Source organism: uncultured Ellagibacter sp., from assembly GCF_934617235.1.
Taxonomy (GTDB): Bacteria; Actinomycetota; Coriobacteriia; order Coriobacteriales; family Eggerthellaceae; genus Ellagibacter.
This window is the reverse complement of the sequence record NZ_CAKTTZ010000004.1, coordinates 39551-56716: the sequence shown is the minus strand read 5'-3', so window position 1 is coordinate 56716 and position 17166 is coordinate 39551. Positions and strand designations below refer to the sequence as shown.

The window sequence follows — 17166 nt, the reverse complement described above, 5'->3', positions numbered from 1 at the left end:
GCATGTCACATTGCTTTCGAAAACTGCTTATCATCGCGAACCCCGTTGCCCAAAACGGTGAAGGCAAGGCGTGCGCTTATCGGGCGCGCGCCTTGTTTGCGTCAGCGTTAGGGGAAGACGCCTTCGCGCTTGAGTTCACCGAGCGTCCTGGTCAGGCGAGCGATATCGCCGCCCGTGCCGCGTTGCGCGGGTTCGACTGCGTTTGCGCGCTCGGCGGTGACGGTATCGCGAACGAGGTCGCCTGCGGGCTCATGGAGATTCCGGCAAGCGAGCGGCCCGCATTCGCGCTTCTGCCCGTCGGCTCGGGCAACGACTATGCGCGCACGCTCGGTATGTCCACCGATCTTTCCATGGCGGTCCTGCAGTTGTGCGACGGCGAACTGCGCGCGCATGACGTGGGGAAATGCAACGATCGGTGGTTCCTGGAGACGCTATCGTTCGGCTTGGATGCGGCGATTGCGCTCGATACCGTCGAGCGTCGTGCACGAACGGGCAAGACCGGCACGATGCTTTATCTGCAATCGGGCATCGATCAGCTGCTCCATCATATGGATCTGCGTCGTTATACCGCTTCGTTCGACGGTGGCGAACCTGTCTGCGGCGAGTCGTATCTTTTCGCGGTCCAAATCGGGCCGACTTACGGCGGCGGATTCCGCATCTGCCCCGACGCCGCCCCCGACGACGGTCTGTTCGACATCTGCATCGCACACCCGCCGCTGACGAGGCTTTCCGGCACCTTCATCTTCCTTATGGCGAAAGATGCCCATCATACGCGCTTCAAGCAGATCGAGTTCCAGCGCGCATCCTCGATCGACCTTCGCTTCGACGCGCCGCTTCCCGTGCAGATCGATGGGGAGGCGCTTGTGGCCGATTCGTACCATATCTCGATTGTCCCTCGCGCTCTGCGCGTTGTCGTCCCTGCTCAGGCTAGGAACGTGCGCTCATGACGAATCGCTCGGCGAACCGCGGGAACGCTGCGCGGGCGAAGGGTCATGGGTCGCCGCGCGCGAAGGGGCAAGCGCAGCCGCGTCCGAAGGGGCGGGAGCGTGCGAACGAGGATGCGAAGAAGCGTGCGGAGGGTCGTGCGCGTGCGGCTGAAGATGCGAAGGAGCAGGCGAAGGAGCAGGCGCACGCCTATCGTGCACGGTTTCTTCCCGTAAGTCGCGATGACATGCGCGAGCGCGGTTGGGACGAGTGCGACTTCGTGTACGTGTCGGGCGATGCGTACGTTGACCACTCGTCGTTCGGCGCGGCTATCATCTGCCGCCTTCTCGAGGCGAACCACTACAAAGTCGGCATCATCGCCCAGCCCGATTGGCGCGATCCGGAAAGCATCGCTGCGCTCGGGCGCCCGCGACTGGGGTTCCTCGTGAGCTCGGGGAACATGGACTCCATGGTGAATCACTATACGGTCGCCAAAAAGCGCCGCCATTCGGATGCCTTTTCCCCAGGGGGTGAGGGCGGGCTGCGTCCCGACCACGCGGTTGTGGTGTACTCGAACCTGATCAGACGCGTGTTCAAGGACGTTCCCATCATCATCGGAGGCATCGAGGCGAGCCTGCGCCGCTTTGCCCACTACGATTACTGGTCCGATTCCCTGAAGCGGTCGATTCTGCTCGATTCGAACGCCGATCTCGTGTCGTATGGGATGGGGGAGCACTCCATCGTGGAGATTGCCGACGCGTTGAATTCGGGGCTTTCGGTAAGCGACCTAACCTTTATCGACGGCACGGTGTTTCGCACGCGCTCGCTTGAGCATGTCTACGACTACGAGCTGCTTCCCGCTTACAGCGCGATGCGCGCCAACCCGCGCGCCTATGCGGAAAGCTTCGCCGTGCAGTATGCCAACAGCGACCACGTGACGGGAAAACGCCTGGTCGAACCTTATGGCGAGCATGAGTTCGTCGTACAGAACCCGCCAGCCGCCCCGCTTTCGACCGCCGAGCTCGATGCGGTCTACCGCCTGCCGTTCGTCCGCGCCGCGCATCCCGACTACGATGCCGCGGGCGGGGTTCCCGCTATCAAGGAAGTGAAGTTCTCGCTTGCGAGCAACCGCGGGTGCTTCGGCGAATGCGCCTTCTGCGCGCTCACGTTCCATCAGGGGCGCGTCGTGCAGGTGCGCAGCCGTGCCTCGCTTGTCGCGGAGGCCGAGGAGATGACGCGCGACGCCGACTTCAAAGGCTATATCCACGATGTTGGCGGTCCGACGGCGAACTTTCGCGCGCCCGCTTGCCGCAAGCAGATGGACCATGGCGCTTGCCAGGGGAGGCGCTGCTTAGCTCCCGAACCATGTCGGAAGCTCATTGCCGACCATTCCGACTACATTCGCCTCTTGCGCGAGCTGCGCGAGGTTCCCGGCGTAAAGAAGGTGTTCGTTCGCTCGGGCATCCGCTTCGACTACGTGATGCTCGACGAGAAGCATGGGCGGGAATTCGTGCGCGAGCTGGCCGAACATCACGTGAGCGGACAGCTTCGCGTTGCGCCCGAGCATGTCTCTCGCGGCGTCCTGTCGTGCATGGGCAAGCCCTCCCACGAGATATACGAGCGCTTCGTTTCGCTGTTCGAAGAGGAGAACGCCCGCGCGGGCAAGAAACAGTTCATCGTTCCCTACCTTATGTCCTCGCATCCGGGATCGACCATGAAAGAGGCCGTTGAACTGGCCGAATTCGTGCGGGACATGGGCTTTAACCCCGAGCAGGTGTCGGATTTCTACCCGACGCCCGGAAGCCTTGCCACGGTGATGTACTTCACGGGGCTCGACCCGCGCACGATGGAACCGGTCTACGTACCGAAGAATCCGCACGAGAAGGCATTGCAGCGCGCGCTCATCCAATACCGCGACCCGAAGAATCGCGACCTGGTGCGCGAGGCCTTGCGCCGCGCTGGCCGGGAGGACCTCATCGGCTTCGACGCGAAATGCCTCGTGCGTCCGGAGGGATCCCGCGGTGTGCCATCGAAGGGGAAGAGTGCGTCAATGGGGAAAGGCACGCCGAAGGGGAACCCCCACGCAGAGGGCACTTCGGGCAACGTGTTTGGTCGCAAGGGGAAGTCGTCTCGCTCGAACAGCGGGAAGGACAGGCCAGCCCGCCCGACTGGCGGTAAGGATGAGGCCCGCCGCTCGCCTCGTGGCACGAGCGGGAATTCCCATCCAGGCGGTGGCAAGAGCGAGGTTCCCCATTCGCCCACCGACAGGGGTAATCGGAAGGAATCCCCTGGTAGGAGGCAACGTGGCAGAGGGTCGAAGAGGAAAGAGTAGGTTCGCATATGCAGGAAGAGAAGGCGCGCTCCTTTGACGTCGTGGTCGTCGGCGCCGGTGTGGCGGGCTGCACGGCGGCTCGCGAGCTCGCGCGCTATGACCTGTCCGTCTGCGTGTTGGAGGCAGGAAACGACGTCGCCTGCGGTGCGACCCGCGCGAATTCCGCTATCGTGCATGCGGGCTTCGATCCCGTGCCCGGTACGCTCAAGGCGCACTTCAACGCTTCGGGTTCGAAGGCATACCCGCAGTGGTGCGACGAGCTCGGCGTGCAATTCCGCCGCAACGGCTCGATGGTGCTCGCTTTTGATGACGAGGGTCGATTAAAGCTCGAGGAGCTTGTCCGTCGTGCCGATGCGAATGGCATCGAGGGCGTGCATATCGTGTCGGGGAATCAGGCGCGCGAGATGGAGCCGAACGTGTCGCCCGAGGTCACTTGCGCGCTTGTGGCGCCGACGGGCGGCATCGTCGATCCGTACGGCTTCGCCTTTGCGGCGGCTGAGAACGCGTGCGACAACGGCGTCGCCTTCCTTTTCAATCATCGCGTGGAGCGCATCGCACGCGTGGACGGCGGCTTCAGCCTCGAGGCCGCGGGGGAGCGTTTCTTCGCGCGCGCAGTCGTGAACGCGGCGGGGCTTTTCGCCGACGAGCTGAACAACATGATTTCGGGGAATCGCTTTTCCATCACGCCGCGTCGGGGCGAGTACTATCTCTACGACACGGAATACGCTGGCACGTTCGAGCACACGATGTTCCAGGTGCCGGGGCCGCTCGGCAAAGGGGTGCTCGTCACGCCGACAATCCACGGCAACATGCTTATCGGCCCGAACTCGGTTTCCCAGGACTCCAAGACCGACCTCTCGACGACGCAGGCAGGGCTTGCCGATATCGTCGAGCGTGCCCGCCGCACTTGGCCTGCGGCTTCTCCGCGTGGCGCCATCACGAACTTTGCGGGTTTGCGCGCAGCGGGCGAGTCGGGCGATTTCGTCATCGGCGAGGTAGTGGATGCCCTCGGCTTCTTCAACATCGCTTGCTTTGAGTCGCCTGGTTTGACCTCGGCTCCTGCGGTGGCATCTTATGTCGCTTCAGAGGTCGCGGCTCGCCTGGGTGCGGGTGGCAATCCGTCGTTCAATCCGCGTCGTGCGCCGCAGCTTCCCTTCACGGCGATGACCGATGAGCAGCGCGAATGTGCCATCGCGAGCGATCCAGCGTTCGGGCATGTGGTCTGCCGTTGCTGCGAGGTGACCGAGGCGGAAGTAGTTCGCGCGCTGCACGGTCCCCTTCCCGCGCTCTCGCTCGATGCGATCAAGTGGCGCACGGGGGCTACGATGGGGCGCTGCCACGGTGGCTTTTGCTCGCCGGAGCTTGTGCGCATCATGTCGCGTGAGCTGGGCTGTCCGCCCGAGAAGATCGACAAGCGGCTTGCGGGGTCGAAGATGATAGCGTCCGCACGTGCCGATTACGTCGAGCTTGCGCGTGAGGGCGAGAGCCCCGCCAAAGGTGAGGCTCCTGAGGAAGCTTGTGCGCGGCATGCGATATCGAGCGGCTCCTCGGCGGCAACAGGCGTGAAGCGAGAGGAGACGAACGCGCTTCATGGGGAAGCGGGCGCCTGGCATGCGGCGTCGGGCGCGCGGCGGAGCGAGCCGGGCGCACCCACCCGTATCGAAGGCAGCTTCGACGTGGTCGTCATCGGTGGTGGTGCTGCGGGTATGGCGGCTGCCGTGAGCGCGCGGCGTGCGGGTGCGGCTCGCGTGGCCATGGTCGATCGCGAGGAGCGCCCGGGCGGCGTGCTCAAGCAGTGCGTGCACAACGGGTTCGGCTTGCATCGCATGAAGGCCGAGCTCACCGGCCCTGAATATGCCGCAATGGAGGAGCAATCTGTCACAGATGCAGGTGTGACCTGCGAATACGGTGTGTCGGTGCTGCGTATTGACGACGATGGCGCAGGAAAACTCGTCGTTGGCACACGCTTTGGTGCCGAACTATTTTTCCATGCGAAGGCTGTGATCTTGGCGACGGGAAGCCGTGAGCGGGGGCTGGGCGCACTCGGTATTGCGGGCGCGCGTCCTTCGGGGGTCTATACGGCAGGCTGCGCGCAGAATTTCATGAATCTGCAGGGGCTTGTCCCTGGGTCGACTGCGGTGGTGCTTGGCTCGGGCGACATCGGGCTCATCATGGCGCGCCGCATGACCCTGTCGGGCATCAACGTGCTCGGCGTGTACGAGATCATGCCGTTCTCCTCGGGGCTGCGCCGCAACATCGTGCAATGTCTCGACGATTTCGGCATTCCGCTGCACCTGTCGCGCACGGTGGTTCGGCTTGAAGGCGAGACGCGCCTGAATGCTGTTGTTGTGGCGGACGTCGATCCTGCGACGCGTCGTCCCATCGAGGGGACCGAGGAGCGCATTCCCTGCGACACGCTGGTGCTTTCGTGCGGACTCATCCCCGAAAACGAGGTTGCGAAAACGGCGGGGGTGGTACTTTCCCCGATGACGGGAGGCGCTGTTGTCGACGAGCGCTTGGCGACGAGCGTGCCCGGCATCTTCGCCTGCGGAAATGCCCTCCACGTGCACGATTTGGCGGACTTCGCATCCGAAGAAGGCGAGCGGGCAGGAGCCTCTGCGGCCGCCTTCGCGATGGCTGCTGCGAGAGCGGTGTGCGCGGCGGACGCTGCGGCGGGCGAGAGCGAGCCGCCCATCGAAGTGGTTGCCGGGGAAGGCGTGCGCTATGTCGTGCCGCAGGTGATTTCCCGCGATGCGCAAGGGCTCGTGACGCTCTCCTTTCGTGTGTCCGAGGTCATCGAGGGCGTGCGGTTCGAGGTCCGCTCGCGCGATGACGCGGGTGCGTGCGAGGTGATTGCGCGAGCGCGTGATATGGTGGCAGTTCCTGCCGAGATGCGGCGCATGAAGGTCGATGCCGAGAGTCTTGTCGGGTGCTCGCGCATCGAGGTTACGGCAGTAAGCGGACTTGCCGCACGCCAGGCTCTCGTTGCGGAAGGGGGCGCGCGATGAGCAGGAGGATTGTCTGCATCCAGTGCCCGATGGGGTGCGTCATGAACGTCGGGTTCGCCGAGAACGGCGAGGTCACAAGTGTCGAGGGCAACTCGTGCGGCCGCGGGAAGAAGTATGCCCAGGCCGAGGCGAACAACCCGGTCCGAACGGTGTGCGGCACCGTATGCGCTGCGGGATGCCTGGAACCGGTGAGTTATCGGACGAGTGCGCCGGTGCCCAAGGCGCTCGTGTGCGATGTTGCCCGCGAGGCGGCGGGGCTTTCCCTTCGAGCCCCTATCGCTATGGGGGATGTCATCTGCGAGAACGTCTGCGGCACGGGGATTTCTCTCGTCGCGACGAAAACGGTGGGGTAGGGCTGTCGTGCCGTCCTCGTTCCACCACCGTTCCACCACCGTTCCGACATGAGCGACGCGTTGTGGGCATTTCCCATCCGTGCAGTGTTTCTGCAAAACGGGCGGGCCTTCGGCTCAATCGTATACAATCAGTAGGTTGTATATCAGCGGCCGCGGCGCCGTTAAACCCGAGCGAGGGCACGCATGGATTTGCACATAGCGAAGCGCACTGCGCCTCTGTTGATTATGGATATCATTGCCACGTACGTGGCCTATTGGCTGGCATCGCTTCTGACCAACGTGTACGACGAAGTGTTCACCAGCAACGAGATTTTCTTCATCTTGGGAATCCTCGCCGTGGTGAACATCGCGATCATGGGCGCGTTTCGCCTGTACAACAACTTATGGGAGTATGCAAGCGTCGACGAGGCGCTGCAGATTGTGCTTTCCGTAGTGATATCGACCCTGGTGGGCGCTGTGTTTTTGTGGGTCATCAACGTTCGGCTTCCCATTCGCGTGTTCATCGGTGCGTCGATTCTGCTCGTGTTCCTTATGGGCGGTTACCGTCTGCTGTGGCGCATCAAAAGGCGCAAGAAGCGTGCGTTTTCCGGCGATAACGTCGATCGTCCGCGGACGCTCGTCGTCGGCGCGGGGGAAACTGGTTCGCTCACTATCAACCGCATGTCTACGAAGGACCCGAACATGCCGGGCATTCCTATCGTCGCGACCGACGACGACCCGGCCAAGCGGGGCATGCGCATCCACGGCGTGAAAGTGGAGGGTTCGACCGACGACATCGAGGAGCTCGTGAGGAAATACGACATCCAGCAGATCGTCGTTGCCATCCCCTCGTCGACCCCTGCCGAGCGCAAGCGCATCTATAAGGTGTGCACGAAGACCGAATGCGTGCTCAAGACGCTGCCCAACATCCGCGATTTGCGCATCGACGAGCTGGGCGATGTGGCCCTGCGCGACGTCGACGTGACCGACCTGTTGGGCCGCGAGGAAATCCAGCTCGATATGCGCATCGCGTACGCGTATGTGGCGGGCGAGACGGTGCTCGTCACGGGTGGCGGCGGATCGATTGGCAGCGAGCTCTGCCGTCAGCTGGCGAAAGTCGCTCCGCACCGCATTGTCATCTTCGACATTTGCGAGAACGACGCCTACATGCTTCGCCAGGAGCTGCTGCGTTCTTACGACGACATCGACGTCGACATCGAGATCGGCAGCATCTGCAACGACGCGCGCGTGAACGAGGTGTTCGAGAAGTACCATCCGGCCGTGGTGTTCCATGCGGCTGCCCACAAGCACGTGCCGCTCATGGAGGTGTGCCCGCGCGAGGCTATCGAGAACAACGTCTTCGGCACCTTGAACGTGGTGCGCGCGGCAGACGCCTTCGGCGTGGAGCATTTCACGTTCATCTCGACCGATAAGGCCGTGAACCCCACTTCGGTCATGGGTGCCACCAAGCGCATGGGTGAGATGATCATGCAGTACTACGCCCGCACGTCGAAGACCGTGTTCGCGGCGGTGCGCTTTGGCAACGTGCTCGGGAGCAACGGTAGCGTGATTCCCCTGTTCAAGAAGCAGATTGCGGAAGGCGGCCCCGTGACGGTGACGCATCCTGATATCGAGCGCTTCTTCATGACCATTCCCGAGGCGGTGCAGCTTGTCATCCAGGCGGGCGGCATGGCGAAGGGCGGCGAAATCTTCGTGCTCGACATGGGCGAGCCAGTGAAGATTGCGGACTTGGCGAAGAATCTCATCCGCCTTTCGGGCGCGCACGTCGGCATCGTCTACACCGGTCTGCGCGACGGCGAGAAGATGTACGAAGAGCTGCTGATGGACGAGGAGAACACGCTTCCCACGTCCAACCATTCGATTATGATCTCGCAGGGCCAGGAAATCAGCCACGAGCAAGTGGCCCAGAAGCTTGGGGAACTTCGCGAGGCGATTCGCGACACCGACGAGCACGCGATCAAGATTCTCGAAGAGGCTGTGCCGACCTATCATTTCACGAAGAATCGCTAGCGCACGACTTCGGTTATGTCGGGCCGCCGATTTTGGCACCTTAACCCCTGGTTGATACCCAGGGGCTTCGCATCGTGATGCCGATATGACGAATGTGGGCTTGCCGCCTACTCGTTTGCTTCGCGGGCGCGGTGCTTCTTGAAGTAGTTGGTGGTTGCGAAGAACGTGTTCGCGACGCCCGTGTTCTTTAGGTTGTAGAATCCCTGCCCCATAAGCCCGCGCACATAGGCGAGCTTGTCGATGTGCGGGCATTCCAGGCCGCGGAGGTCGGCGAACAGGCGCTTGCAGCCAGGGGATATCTCGGGGTCGGAAAACACCAGTTCAGCATCCATGCGCTCGAACATGTGGGTCGCCGCCTCGCGCACGCCCTCGCCGTCGAGCCCGACGACTTCCAGGATGCCCGAGAGGTACGTGAAGCCGCGGCTGTTGTGCGCGCGCAGGATGCGCTCGTCGGTCACGCCGAGCTTCTCGAGGATGTCCATCATGTCATTCCAGCGCTCGAGCGGCAGAAGCGTGCTGCGCTTTGCGAACGCTTCGGACTTCTCCGGCGTCTCCTCGCGATAACAGTAGTATTCCTTATCGGTGTAGAGGATGCGGTCGGTCTGGCAAAGCGTCTCGATGAGGAACGGGTTGTCTGCCCAGCCCGCGCCGGGAATCTCGCGGAAGCGAATGCCCTTGTCAACCAGGTATTGCTTGCGATAGATCGCCGACCAGATGGATGGGTGGTGGCACAGCAGATGCGCCGCGTCCTTGATGGCGAACGGCTGGGCGGGCGGGTTGATGCGCCCGTGGTAGCTGCAGTTCATCTTGCGCTGCTTGGGCGTGTCGGGCATCCAGATGCGCCAGTAGCCCGACTTCACGATGTCGATCGGCTCGGGGTACATGCGCGCGAGCGCGAGCAGGTCGGAATACATGCCGCTCTCGATCCAGTCGTCGGGTTCGAGGATGGAAATCCACTCACCGTGCGACTCGTCGAGCCCGCGGTTGCAGGTGGCGCCGTAGCCTTGGTTGTGCTTGTCGATCACCACGATGCGTTCGTCGCGCGCGGCATGGGCGCGCATGATGTCAAGCGAGTTGTCGGTGGAGCCGTCATTCAGACAGATAATTTCCAGGTTCTTGTACGTTTGCCCCTCGACGCTCTCGAGCGCCTGATCGAGGTAGGGTCCTGCGTTGTAGATGGGGATGATGACGGAAACCAGCGGTGCGAACTGCGAAGATGACATGATGCTCCTATTCGTTTTCCTGCGTATCCGCGGACGCAGCGTCGGCGGATGTGGCGTCCGCGCGCTCAGTCTTGGTTGGCTGCGCGTCCTCGGCACTCGTATTCGCAAGCCCTGCGTCCACGAGCGCTTCCTGCACAGCCTTCCCAAGCATCTCCTTGTCGAGGCGCCCAAACTGCGAGGAATCGCCCAAGAAGGTGAGGTGCTTCACGCTGCCGCCCTTCTTCTTGATGTAGCTTATGGCGTGCGCGACGCTGTCGAGGTTTTGCGGGTCTTCCAGAAGGAAGGCGGAATCGGTCTTGGCGGCCCAGGCGCCGGCGGCGAACGCGTCGGCAGGGTTCCACACCGAGCTCACGATAAGGTTGCCGATCGTAAGCCGCGCGCCTTCGACCTGGCCCGAAGTGATGAGGTCGTTGATCTTCTCGTTGGCGTCGTAGGGGTTCTTGCCGATGAGGCGCTCGCTTTTCACGCCGTGCTCGGCGCAGGTGGCGAGGAACGTGTCGGGGATATGCTTGTCGACGCCCAGCACAATCAGGTCGGTGAAGTCGCCGCCCTGGATCGACGCTGCCGTGGCGTCGTCGATCACGCCGAGCTCGCGAATGTAGAATACGGGGATATGCTGGTTGAACAGCAGCGGCGAAAGCGTGATCAGGTCACCCAAGCAGTCGTGGTGCGCGATGATTGTGAGCTTGCTCCAGCCGGGCACGCCGTCTTCCTCCGCCACGCGCTTCCCGAAGTCGAAGATGAGGCGCGCAAGCTCGACCGACTCGTTGCAGTCGATTCGGCAGATTGCACACCCGTCGCCCGCAGCGTCGGCCGCCTGCTCGGCCACTTCGGAAGAGAGCACGTCCTCGCCGCCCAAGACGACGATGCGGCGCGGCGCGAGGCTCGCGATTTCCTGCGCGACCACGTCGGGCAGCGACTCGTTCTTCGAGAGCAGCACCGGCGCATCGAGCATGCCGGAGAGCCCTTGCGCGGACATGCACGGCAGGCTGAAGTCTCCCGAGGCCAGGATGATGCTGCCACCCTGCGCGAACTTGCACTTCTCCGCGATTTTCACGGCGGTGCCGTAGCGGTTCTCGCCGGCGACGGAGCTCACGAGCTCCTCGGGCACGCGGGTGGGGGAGTTCAGCATGCTGAACACGGCGGCCTCCGATTCGGCCGAGCCCACATGTCCGCCGAGCACGCGGTAGGTGCGGCACACGTCGGCGGCCGAGCCCATCATGCGGGTGTGGCCCTTCTCGATCCAGATGGCCTTGTTGCACAAACGCTCGATCTGGTCGTTGTTGTGCGACACGATGAGCACGGTGACGTCGTGCTCCTTGATGAGCTGCGTGATACGGCGCTCGCATTTCTGCTGGAACATGAAGTCGCCGACCGAGAGCACCTCGTCGACGATGAGGATTTCGGGCACGATGACCGTGGCGATGGCGAACGCGATGCGCGCGACCATGCCCGACGAGTAGTTCTTCATCGGCATGTCGAGGAACTTCTCGACCTCCGCGAAGTCGACGATCTCGTCGAAATGCTGCTGGATGAACTTCTTCGAATAGCCCAGAAGCGCGCCGTTCAAGAAGATGTTCTCTCGCGCGGTGAGCTCCATGTCGAAGCCGGCGCCGAGCTCGATCAAAGGCGCGATGCTGCCGTTGATGGTGCAGGTGCCCTCGGTGGGCTCGAGCACGCCGGCGATGATCTTGAGCATGGTGGACTTGCCCGAGCCGTTCGTGCCCAGGATGCCGAACACGTCGCCCTTGCGAACGGTGAACGACACGCCGTCGAGCGCTCGGAACTCCTTGAACATAAGCTCGCGCTTTGCAAGGGCGATGGCGTATTCCTTCAAGCTGTTGAGCTGCTGGGATGCCATGTTGAAGACCATGGACACGCGGTCCACGTCGACCATGGCGGGCCGGTCGTCGACTGCGGCGGCAAGCTCGCGCTCGATGTCGCCGAGCGGGGTTGTGTTGATGTTCTCGGGCATAGGTTCCGCCTAAACGTAGAGGATGAACTTCTTCTCGGTCGCCTTGAACACGGCGAAGCCGATGGCGAAGGTGATCGCGGCCATGCCGAGGCAGATGAGGTTCTCGGTGAGGCCGGGCACCGTGTTGTACATCGCGATGTCGCGGAAATAGCACACGTAGTGGTACATCGGGTTGAACGCCTCGGCAGCCTGCATCCAGTCGGGCAGAAGGCCTACCGGGTAGAACAACGGCGTGGCGTAGGTCCATGCGGTGATGACGACGCCCCACAGGTGGCACACGTCGCGGAAGAACACGGCGAGCGAGGAGAGCAGCATGCCGAGCCCCGCGCAGAAGAGCAGCATGAACACGAGCAGGATGGGCATCGCGAGCAGGTTCACCGTCGGCGGGATGCGGAAGAAGAGCATGACGATGACGACCGCGATGAGCGAGATGGCGAAGTTCACGAGCGTGAAGAGCACCTTCTCCAGTGGGAAGATCATCTTCGACACGCGTACCTTCTTGATGAGCGGCGCCGATTCGAGGATGGAGCCCATGGCGGACGACGTCGAGTCGGCCATGAGCGAGAAGAGCACGTTGCCCAGGATGAGGTACATGGGGAAGTTCTGCACGTCGTCGCCGAACTTGAGCACGTTCGTGAACACGGCGGCGAGCACGCACATCATGAGCAGGGGGTTTAGGACCGACCAGAGAACGCCCAGGACGCTTCGGCGGTATTTGAGCTTGAAGTCCTTCGACACAAGCGATGTGATGGTGAACCAATTCCGCTTGAGCGTGGCCTTGGTCGATGCGGTTTGAGCCATAGGGTCCTCAACGGTCGGGTGCATTGCGCGCGCCGAGGGTCGGGCCCTTGGCGCAACTCATCATTTTATAGCGCTTTGGACGGGGTCTTCCGCATGCGCATGAAAAGCCCAGATTGCCCGCGCGAGCGGTCGCGCGAAAGCTTGCGGCGGCGGGGCGGGGCTGCAGGCGAGATGCCGCGCGCGGGGCCGTGCGGGCGCAGGGGCGTGCGAGCGGTCGCGGGCCCTCCGTTGTGCCGATGCCGTGTGCGATGTGTCCGCAGCGCGCGTGCTCGCGTATACTCAAGGAGAAGGTGAGCGAAATGCCGCCTTCCCTTACGATACGCACAAGATTCGGAGTATAAACATGGCTATCTTGCGACATCGGAGTATCTGCGCCTTGAGCGCCCTTATCCTCGCGGCAGTTTGCGCGCTATGCGTTGTTTCGCCTGGTTGCGCGCTTGCGGCTGAGGTTGACGCACAGACAGACGACGCCAACAGCTGGCGTTTCACGGACGGGCAGCTTTTGACGGTGCCCGGCTTGGACGACATCTCGCTTCTCTCGAGCGAAAGCTACGCCGAGTTCGACGCGAGGCTTACCCCTAACGGCTATGCCACAGTGAACCGCCAGACCGGCTCGCAGCGCCTCATCCCCGGCGCCCTCGCCAAGGGCATCGACGTGAGCGAGTGGAACCGCACGATTGATTGGGAAGCTGCGAAAAACGACGGCGTGAAATTCGCCATCATCCGTGTGGGCTACGGCAACGACCTTACCAACCAGGACGATAAGTACTGGCTGCGCAACGTCTCCGAGTGCGAGCGGCTGGGCATTCCGTACGGCGTCTACATCTACTCCTACGCCAAGAACGCCGACATGGCAAGAAGCGAGGCCGACCACGTCCTTCGCCTGATTGCGGGGCATGACCTAAGCTATCCGGTGTACTTCGACATGGAAGACAACTCCCAGCTCAATGCCACGGGCGGCGACCCGACCGAGCTGGCGAAGATCGCGAGTGCGTTCAGCGAGAAGATTGAGGCTGCAGGCTACGACGTGGGAATCTACGCGAACCGGAACTGGTTCACGAACTATCTGACCGATCCCGTGTTCGACAACTGGGTTCGCTGGGTTGCGGAATACGGCGTCTCGCAATGCCAGTACGGCGGCGAGTACGGCATGTGGCAGCTTTCGAGCGGTGGCCGCGTGAAAGGCATCGACTATCCCGCCGATGACGAGGGCGGACGCGTCGACGTGAACCTCATGTACCGTGTGGGCTACTCCAGCGACGTGGCTGCCGACGATTGGTTTGTCGAAAGCGGCGCCTTCGACTACGTGGTCATCCGCGAAATCATGGGGAATTATTCGGGCACGAACCTTTTTGGCCCCTACGATACGATCACGCGAGCCCAGGTGGCGACCATTCTGTGGCGTCTGGCGGGAAGCCCCGCTTCGAGCATCTCGCAGCCTTTCAGCGATGCGGACCCGAGCGAGTACTACTATAAGGCGCTTTGCTGGGCGAAGGAGATCGGCGTCTCGACGGGCTACAGCGGCACCGATTTCTTCGGCCCGAACGACCCGGTGACGCGGGAGCAGCTGGCAACGCTGTTCGCCCGCTATGCGAGCGTGGTTGACGGGCGCGATACGTCGAGCGATTGCACGGCCATGAACTCGAAGAACGGCGCGGACGAGGTGAGCGACTATGCGCGCGAAGCAATGGGATGGGCGGTGGACACGGGTCTCATCACCGGCGTGAACGGCACCGACCTTGAGCCCGGCGGCACCGCATGGCGCGCCTCGATGGCCGAGATGGTGAAGCGCTACTCGAGCCTCTAATTTGCCCGCCGCGATCTTTTTGCAGGCGTGCGTTTTCTCCGAGGAGCGCGCTCTCTCGCGGCGTACCGCGTTGTCGGGCTCGTCTTGATACGTTGATTGTGCATGGGAGGCGTCGCGTCGTGCGGCGCCTTTCCCGAAGGAAGGTGCTTCGGATATGGAAAAAACCTACTGCAAAATCGCGCTCGTCGCCCGCATGGGAGCGGGCGTTGCAACCCCCGCGTTTTGCGCGAAGAGGGCGTTTGAAAAGCAGGGGCACACGGTGTTCCTCTTCACGCCGAACATGTGGCCCGAGGTTTTCGACGAGGCCGGCACTTTCGATGCTGCGATGCTTTCCCGCTTTTTCGAGGTGCAGCGTCCCGATTGCCTGATGCTCGCCGAGGGCATGGGTGCGCGCGGGCTCGACGCTGCCGCTTCGCGCGGCGTCGCCGTGGGCATGCTTGCCGCTGCGCGATCCGAGGCCGAGGCGAGCGTGGCGAAGTCGAGCGGCGCGCCTTTCGACTTCGCGATAACGATTTCCGGGCGCTCGCTGCGTCTGGAGGAGCTCGACGGGTTCGACGGCGTCGTGGGGGCGTGCGCTCCCGCTGTCGATGCCGCCTACGCCTCGACGCCGATTGCGAACCTGGTTGCCTTCGGACCTGGCATTATGTGCTTGCAGGATGCGACATCCGCTCGCGTCGCCTTCTTCGATGAGCTAGTCGCAGACGAGCGCTTTAAGGGAGCCGTCCGCTGCTTCGGCGCCGGGTGGCCTGAGCGCTTCGCGTCCGACCCGACGTTTACCCACATCGCCTACTCCGCGCGTTCGAGTGCGGCGTGCGTGGTGTTCGGGGACCTGGGTGCGGGCTCGCAGAATGCGAACGCCCCAGCCGACGCCCGGGACGTGAAGTCCCCGGCGGATGCGCTGCTGACGGACGAGGCGCTTGTGCTCGTCCATGCCGATGGGGTGAAGCTTGCGTGCGTGGGCGAGGGCCTTTCCCCATGGCGCGCGGAGCGGATGGACATTTGCGAGAAGGATGTTACCGCGGCGCGCGAGGCGCTCATCGCGGCGGTTGCGGAGCAGCATTCGGGCGATGTCGCGTTCGAGAGCCGTCGCCTTCCCGTCGATTCGCAAGGCCCCTTCCTTGATGGGTCGCTGCTTGCCGCCCTCGAGAGCGTGCGCGAGCAGCTTGCCGAGCGGGGGCTTATGGCCGGTCTTCCCGCGCCGCGCACGATCGTCTCGGTCCTCGGCTACGTGGGCATGGGCAACTTTGGCGACGAGTACATCCTGGCAACGGTCGATAGGCGCCTGCGGGAGCTGGTCTGCGGTTGCTCCATCGTTGCTGTCGGGGAAAACCCGCTGCATACCCTGCGCGAGCGCGGCATCTACTCCATCACGCTTCAGGACAAGCGCGTCCTCGACCGGGTGCTCGCCGCGTCCTCGGCGGCTCTCGTGATCGCAGGTCTCCTCTTCGACCAGGGAATTCGCTGGTCAATCGGGAAGGCGGAGCTTGCCTCGTCAATGCCGCACACCGACATCGCTGGTATCGCCGCTTACGTGGAGCTTGCCTACATGAACGATGCGCGCCCGGTGCTCTACGGCATCGGCGCGGGACCGCTCGACGTGGCGGACGGCCGCTCGCTTGTGCGCCTCATGGGACGTCTGGGCGCGCTGTTCCTCACGCGCGATGCGGCGACCGCCGAGCTCATCCGCTCGTGCCGGGTGCGCAACGAGCAGGTGATAGCGCTTGCCGATTGCGCGTTTTTGGGAAGCGCTTCCGACACTTCGTTCGTCGACGAATGGTTCGCATCCGAAGGAATCGACCCCGTATCGCGCAGGGTCGTGGCGGTTTCGCTGCGCGAGTACGAGAACGCGCCCGCCGATTTTGCCGAACGGGTGGCCGCCGCGATTGCGAGGGTTCAGGCGGCTCATCGCGACGTGGTCTTTGCAGCGTGCATTCTCGACTCGAGCGACCGCGCGCTCGCCGAGCGCATCGGGGCGCTTCTTCCCGCTCAGGCGGCGCTCCGCATCTTCGATGCGGGGGAGCGCATAGAGCCGGTGGCGGACTTCCTCTCGCGCTGTTCGGCCGGCCTCTCGATGCGCTACCATGCGTCCCTTCTGCTTGGATCGTTCTGCAAACCCTGCGTTGGCCTGGGATATCTTCCCAAGGTGGTGTCGCTTTACGAGGATTTGGGGCAGGCGGACACGCTGCTTTCCATGAACGCGGATACCTCAGATATCATCGCGGCTTTGGAATCCGTCCTCGCTTTCGACGCCCAGCGCGCGTTCGCGCTGACGAATCGCGTGTCCGAGCTGCGCAAGAAGAGCGGCGAATCGGAGAGCATCCTGCTCGATGCCATCGCCTCGATCGCGCCGGCAAAGCGCGGGGAGATTCCCGAGGAACTCTTCTTGAATCGTGTGGCGAACGATATCGCCGAGAAGGATCGCCTCCGGGCGCAAATCGCGCAGGAGCGGAGAAGCGTCGAGGAGGCACGTGCCCGCTGCGCTGAGATGGAACGCGAGCGCGATGCGGCGCGCGGCGAGGTGGAGGAGTATGAGCACTCGTATTCCTACCGCGTGGGATCGACGCTGCTCACCCTGCCTCGCAAACTTCGCGAGGCGCTGTCGAAGGGCGCGAAAGGGCCGAAGGAGTCGTAGCCGCGCGTCCGTCGACGCGCGCAGGCTGGGAAAGCTGGGCGCGAAGGTTGAGCCGCCCCGCGGGCTTGCGTTCGGGAAGAGGCGATATCGGGCGGACGCTG

General features: G+C 63.2%; 10 protein-coding genes. 7 read left to right on the top strand and 3 right to left on the bottom strand.

Annotated elements, in window-relative coordinates:
* The first annotated feature begins 2 nt into the window (after positions 1-2).
* From Q0G85_RS01570 to Q0G85_RS01550, 5 genes are all read left to right on the top strand, one after another.
* Positions 3-947, top strand: coding sequence for a diacylglycerol kinase family protein (locus Q0G85_RS01570; RefSeq protein ID WP_297154100.1), 945 nt, complete (start codon positions 3-5; stop codon positions 945-947).
* A complete protein-coding gene (locus tag Q0G85_RS01565) occupies positions 944-3256 on the top strand; it encodes a YgiQ family radical SAM protein (protein ID WP_297154098.1) in 2313 nt (770 codons plus the stop codon). Before Q0G85_RS01570 ends, Q0G85_RS01565 begins: the two co-directional genes overlap by 4 nt.
* A gap of 8 nt (positions 3257-3264) precedes the next feature.
* Positions 3265-6264 (top strand): FAD-dependent oxidoreductase, encoded by a 3000-nt coding sequence (locus Q0G85_RS01560; protein WP_297154096.1) that lies wholly within the window; start codon positions 3265-3267, stop codon positions 6262-6264.
* Positions 6261-6617 carry a DUF1667 domain-containing protein gene (locus tag Q0G85_RS01555; RefSeq protein WP_297154094.1) on the top strand — a complete coding sequence of 119 codons (357 nt, stop codon included), beginning with the start codon at positions 6261-6263 and terminating at the stop codon, positions 6615-6617. Before Q0G85_RS01560 ends, Q0G85_RS01555 begins: the two co-directional genes overlap by 4 nt.
* 225 nt (positions 6618-6842) lie before the next feature.
* Positions 6843-8627 (top strand): nucleoside-diphosphate sugar epimerase/dehydratase, encoded by a 1785-nt coding sequence (locus Q0G85_RS01550; RefSeq protein ID WP_297154092.1) that lies wholly within the window; start codon positions 6843-6845, stop codon positions 8625-8627.
* 107 nt (positions 8628-8734) lie between these two features.
* Here the strand turns inward: Q0G85_RS01550 and Q0G85_RS01545 are convergent, their stop codons facing one another.
* Genes Q0G85_RS01545 through Q0G85_RS01535 form a run of 3 tightly spaced genes read right to left on the bottom strand, consistent with a single transcriptional unit; the run spans position 8735 to position 12626 of the window.
* A complete protein-coding gene (locus tag Q0G85_RS01545; RefSeq protein ID WP_297154090.1) occupies positions 8735-9850 on the bottom strand; it encodes a glycosyltransferase in 1116 nt (371 codons plus the stop codon).
* A gap of 7 nt (positions 9851-9857) precedes the next feature.
* Positions 9858-11825 carry an ATP-binding cassette domain-containing protein gene (locus Q0G85_RS01540; RefSeq protein WP_297154088.1) on the bottom strand — a complete coding sequence of 656 codons (1968 nt, stop codon included), beginning with the start codon at positions 11823-11825 and terminating at the stop codon, positions 9858-9860.
* Between the two features lie 9 nt (positions 11826-11834).
* Positions 11835-12626, bottom strand: a complete 792-nt coding sequence (locus tag Q0G85_RS01535) for an ABC transporter permease (protein WP_158050069.1) — start codon at positions 12624-12626, stop codon at positions 11835-11837.
* A 343-nt stretch (positions 12627-12969) separates the two neighbouring features.
* Here Q0G85_RS01535 and Q0G85_RS01530 point away from each other — a divergent pair, with 343 nt between their 5' ends.
* Positions 12970-14433, top strand: coding sequence for a GH25 family lysozyme (locus Q0G85_RS01530; protein ID WP_297154086.1), 1464 nt, complete (start codon positions 12970-12972; stop codon positions 14431-14433).
* Between the two features lie 154 nt (positions 14434-14587).
* Positions 14588-17065, top strand: coding sequence for a polysaccharide pyruvyl transferase family protein (locus Q0G85_RS01525; protein WP_297154084.1), 2478 nt, complete (start codon positions 14588-14590; stop codon positions 17063-17065).
* Positions 17066-17166 lie beyond the last annotated feature (101 nt).

What these genes read in the sequence shown, in the direction of transcription:
- Q0G85_RS01560 (WP_297154096.1), top strand. Translation starts at nt 3,265, where the DNA reads ATGCAGGAAGAGAAGGCGCGCTCCTTTGACGTCGTGGTCGTCGGCGCC.
- Q0G85_RS01570 (WP_297154100.1), top strand. Translation starts at nt 3, where the DNA reads ATGTCACATTGCTTTCGAAAACTGCTTATCATCGCGAACCCCGTTGCC.
- Q0G85_RS01555 (WP_297154094.1), top strand. Translation starts at nt 6,261, where the DNA reads ATGAGCAGGAGGATTGTCTGCATCCAGTGCCCGATGGGGTGCGTCATG.
- Q0G85_RS01565 (WP_297154098.1), top strand. Translation starts at nt 944, where the DNA reads ATGACGAATCGCTCGGCGAACCGCGGGAACGCTGCGCGGGCGAAGGGT.
- Q0G85_RS01525 (WP_297154084.1), top strand. Translation starts at nt 14,588, where the DNA reads ATGGAAAAAACCTACTGCAAAATCGCGCTCGTCGCCCGCATGGGAGCG.
- Q0G85_RS01540 (WP_297154088.1), bottom strand. Translation starts at nt 11,825, where the DNA reads ATGCCCGAGAACATCAACACAACCCCGCTCGGCGACATCGAGCGCGAG.
- Q0G85_RS01550 (WP_297154092.1), top strand. Translation starts at nt 6,843, where the DNA reads ATGGATATCATTGCCACGTACGTGGCCTATTGGCTGGCATCGCTTCTG.
- Q0G85_RS01545 (WP_297154090.1), bottom strand. Translation starts at nt 9,850, where the DNA reads ATGTCATCTTCGCAGTTCGCACCGCTGGTTTCCGTCATCATCCCCATC.
- Q0G85_RS01535 (WP_158050069.1), bottom strand. Translation starts at nt 12,626, where the DNA reads ATGGCTCAAACCGCATCGACCAAGGCCACGCTCAAGCGGAATTGGTTC.
- Q0G85_RS01530 (WP_297154086.1), top strand. Translation starts at nt 12,970, where the DNA reads ATGGCTATCTTGCGACATCGGAGTATCTGCGCCTTGAGCGCCCTTATC.